Source organism: Streptomyces sp. NPDC049577 (assembly GCF_040675635.1).
Classification (GTDB): Bacteria; Actinomycetota; Actinomycetes; order Streptomycetales; family Streptomycetaceae; genus Streptomyces.
On the sequence record NZ_JBFAPH010000445.1, the window covers coordinates 1 to 4,136 of the forward strand.

3 protein-coding genes and 1 pseudogene are annotated in these 4,136 nt (G+C 73.6%); 2 read left to right on the forward strand and 2 right to left on the reverse strand.

Annotated features, from left to right (window positions below):
• Positions 1-101: 101 nt before the first annotated feature.
• On the reverse strand, positions 102-1,295 hold the full coding sequence (locus tag AB0K09_RS30550) for a cytochrome P450 (RefSeq protein WP_366068652.1): 1,194 nt from the start codon (positions 1,293-1,295) through the stop codon (positions 102-104).
• 336 nt (positions 1,296-1,631) lie between these two features.
• Between AB0K09_RS30550 and AB0K09_RS30555 the strand changes: the two genes are divergently transcribed.
• Positions 1,632-2,246, forward strand: coding sequence for a TetR family transcriptional regulator (locus AB0K09_RS30555; protein ID WP_366068653.1), 615 nt, complete (start codon positions 1,632-1,634; stop codon positions 2,244-2,246).
• A 145-nt stretch (positions 2,247-2,391) separates the two neighbouring features.
• Positions 2,392-3,063: a response regulator transcription factor gene (locus AB0K09_RS30560; RefSeq protein WP_366068654.1), complete on the forward strand. Its 672-nt coding sequence runs from the start codon at positions 2,392-2,394 to the stop codon at positions 3,061-3,063.
• Positions 3,064-3,309: 246 nt separating this feature from the next.
• Here the strand turns inward: AB0K09_RS30560 and AB0K09_RS30565 are convergent.
• Positions 3,310-4,020, reverse strand: a pseudogene (locus tag AB0K09_RS30565) (ABC transporter ATP-binding protein); the annotation flags it as partial.
• Positions 4,021-4,136: the final 116 nt, after the last annotated feature.

Genomic DNA, 4,136 nt, shown 5'->3' on the forward strand with positions numbered 1-4,136 from the left:
GAGCGTGTGAACCCGAGCACCCGCGTGCCGGACACGCAGGTGTGTGAGGGGCGGCAGGGTACCGAGGGAGCCCTGCCGCCCCTCCGCGCGTCAGCGGGCCGTCACCAGGTGACGGGCAGGCTCACCGGGCCCTCGGTGATGAGGTTCTGGTGGGCGCGGATCTCCTCCGGCGGCACGGCGAGCCGCAGGCCGGGGAAGCGCTCCAGCAGGCGGCCGACGGCCAGCCGCATCTCCAGCCGGGCCAGGGGCGCCCCGATGCAGAAGTAGCGCCCGTGGCCGAGGGTGAGATGGGCGTTGGGCTCGCGCGTGACCGAGAACCGGTCGGCGTCCGGGAACTGCCCGGGGTCGCGGTTGGCCGCGAAGTGCGGCACGACGACCGTCGCGCCGGCGGGTATGACGGTGTCGCCCAGCTCGACGTCCCGCAGGGCGTAGCGCGGGATGCCGTAGCCGGAGTCCAGCGGGGCGTAGCGCAGCATCTCCTCGACCGCGCCGGGCACCAGGGACGGGTCGGCGTGCAGGGCGGCGAGCTGTGCGGGGTTGCGGAAGAGCGCGTACATGCCCTTGCCCAGGGCGTTGCCGGTGGTCTCGTACCCGGCGATGAACAGGCCGTGGGCCGTCACCAGCAGCTCCGCCTCGGTGAGCCGGCCCGCGTCGCTGTCGTGCAGGTGCACCAGCCGGGTCAGCAGGTCGTCGCCGCCCTCGGTGCGCTTGCGCTCGATGAGCTCCTGGAAGAACCCCTCCATCTCCTGGTTGAGCCGGGCGACGTCCTCGGCGGTGCGGCCGCTGAGGGTGACGGACTCGCTGGCCCAGCGGCGGAAGTCGTCCTGCCGGTCGTTGGGCACCCCGAGCAGCTCGCAGATGACCTCCATGGGGAGGGGGAAGTGGTAGTCCTCGACCAGGTCGGCGGGCGGCCCCTGCTCCTCCATCGCGTCGAGGAGGGTGTCGACGACGCGCTCGACGCGGGGCCGCAGCTCCTCGACGTAGCGGGGCGTGAACGCCTTGCCGACGATGCTGCGCCAGCGCTCGTGGTCGGAGAGCTTGCCGGGGCGGGAGTTCAGCGCGTCGTCGAGCCCGCCGTCCTCGGTGAGGCGGGCCGCGTCCTCGCCGATGCGCACGAACCGGCGGTCGGCGAAGACGGTGCGGGCGTACTCGTAGCGGGTGACCAGCCAGGCCTTGTCCCCGCTGGGGAGGACGACCTGCGTCACCGGGTCGGTGGCGCGCAGCCGCGCGTACTCGCAGGGCGGCTGGAGCATGTCGTCATGGGTGAAGGGAAACGAGGGCACCTCGGTGGTCACGGCCGTCCTCCGGAATTTCCACGGACCGACGATCATGGTCGATCGCGGTCGGACTTGATCGAGGTCTGGCAAAAATCGACGGCAAGTTAAGCAAACCTGACGGACTTTGACGTGAAGTCAGCCCACGGAATTTGATATTCCGCACCCGGCGCACGGCTCCGCGCGCACTCCCGCCGGACGCCCCGTCCGCCCCCTCGAACAGCCCGCACCCTGCACGAACGGCAGCGAAGACGCGGGAGGGCGCGCTAATCTAGAACACGTTCCAGTGATTCGCGTCACTGTGCCGAGCCCTGCCGCCGTGCACGCGCATCGCCGACCGCCACCGAAGTGGGACAGATGACCGCAGACCCGAAGCCGGCCACCGCCACTGCGCCGCTCACCGCGCGCCAGGAGGCCCGGCGGCGCCGGATCCTCGACGCGACGGCACGGCTGGCGAGCCGGGGCGGCTTCGACGCGGTGCAGATGCGCGAGGTCGCCGAGGTGTCGAGCGTCGCCCTCGGGACGCTCTACCGCTACTTCCCCTCCAAGGTCCATCTGCTCGTCGCCACCATGCAGGACCAGCTGGAGCGGCTGCAGGAGACGCTGCGCCGCCGCCCGCCCACCGAGGAGGACCCCGCGGCCCGCGTCGCGCAGACCCTGATGCGGGCCTTCCGCGCGATGCAGCGCGAACCGCACCTCGCCGACGCCATGGTCCGCGCGCTCACCTTCGCCGACCGCTCGGTGAGCGCCGAGGTCGACGCCGTCTCCCGGCTGACCACGGCCATCATCCTCGACGCCATGGGCCTGACCGGGCCGCCCACGCCCGAGCAGCTCTCCACCGTGCGGGTCATCGAGCACACCTGGCACTCCGCGCTCGTCACCTGGCTCTCCGGACGGGCCTCCATCGCCCAGGTGCGGATCGACATCGACACGGTCTGCCGGCTCATCGACCTCCGCGTGCCCACAGCCTGACCGCGCTCCGGGCGCACTTGGCCGATTTCAGTACGCCCTCGCGCCCCCGGGGGACTGAATATCCCTGCCCGGGACAGTGGCTCACGTCGGTATGTATGTACCGACGTGCCCGAGGTGTTGGCGACGGACGGGGAGAGGCGGAAACGTGATCCGGGTTCTTCTGATACACGACACCTATCTGCTGCGGACGGCACTGGCGTCACTGGTCGGCAGAGAATCGGACCTGGAGGTGTCCTCCGCGTCCTGGCTGGGGGCGATCGCCACCTTCCGGGCCCTGCGACCGGATGTGTGCGTGGTGGACATGGACAGTCCCGAGGCCGGCGGCCCCCGCGGCATCGGGGCACTGGGCGGGATGACGGCCCGATGTAGCAGGGCGCGCCGGGGCGTGACGGGCGGCAGCGGCGGCGGGGACGCGGGGGTCCCCGGAGACGAGGGCAGCGCCCTGCTCGCCCTGGCGACCGCCGGACGGCCGGGGCCCCTGCGGCGCGCCTACGAGGAGGGAGCCCTGGGATACCTGAGCAAAAACGCTTCACCCGACCGGCTCGTCGAGGGCATACGCCATGTCGCCAAGGGCGAGCGCTACATCGACGAGTCGCTCGGCTTCGGCTTCCTGGAGGCCGCCGCCATTCCGCTCACCCGGCGGGAGCTGAGCGTCCTCTCACTCGCCGCCGAGGGCGCCTCCGTCGGGGAGATCGCCCGCAGTCTGCACCTGTCGAACGGGACGGTGCGCAACTACATGGCCGCGATCACCCGGAAGACCGGGGCCCGCAACCGTGTCGACGCGATCCGCATCTCGCGGGGCGCCGGCTGGCTGTGAGCGGCCGCCGCCCGCCCCCGGGCCCTCACCGCCCATGAGGTCCCGGTAGAGCGGGGACCGGTCCAGCAGTTCGCGGTGTGTTCCCGCGACCGTCTCCGTCCCGTCCATCACCAGCACGCGGCCCGCGCGCCGGGCCGAGCCGGCCCGGTGGGCGATCACGATCAGGGTGCCGCCGGGGCGCGCCGCGAAGGCGCGCTCCGCACGGGCCTCGGCGGCGGGGTCGAGGTGGCAGGCCGCCTCGTCCAGCAGCGCCACCGGGGCCGGTGACAGATACGCCCGGACCAGCGCGATCAGCTGCCGCTCCCCCGCGGTCAGCCGCTCCGGGACGACGCGCCCCTCCAGCCCGCCGAGCCGCTCCACGAGCCCGGCCGCGCCGATCGCCTCCACCGCGGCCAGCACCTCGCCGGTGCCGCTGCCGGGGTTCAGATAGCGCAGGTTGTCGGCGACGCTGCCGGAGAACACGTACGCCTCCTGCGGGATCAGCACGCGCCGCGCCACCGCGTCCGGCGCCCCGGCCGGCACGCCGGCCACCCGCACCCGGCCCGCGCGCGGCTCCAGCAGGCCCGCGACCAGGCCCGCCAGGGTCGACTTGCCGATCCCGCTGGGGCCCACGACGGCGAGGTGGGCGCCCTGCGGCAGCGTCAGGTCCAGGTCCCGCACGACGGGGGCGGCGTGCGGGCCGTACCCGAAGGTGACGCCCCGCAGCTCGACGGCCGGCGCGGGGGCGGTACGGGGCTCGCGGGCGCCCGGCCCCGCGGGCCGCGCGGGCTCGCGCGCCGGTGGGCCGCTCAGCCGGCGAAGGACGACCGCGAGCCGCGAGCCGCTGGTGCCCAGGCCGTGGATGAGGTTCTGCAGGCCCGGCAGCAGGGACTGGGTGAGATAGGCGAGCGCGCCGACGAGCGCGCCCGGGGAGACGCCCCGGTCCAGCAGCCACGGCGTGGCGGCCAGGAGCAGCACGACCGGCAGCCGGCCGGCGGCAGTGGCTCGCGCCGTACACCTTCCCGGAGCTGCTGGGTCTGCTCACCCAGGTGCCGGTCTCGCAGCTGCTGCAGCGCGAGGACTTCCGCACCCGG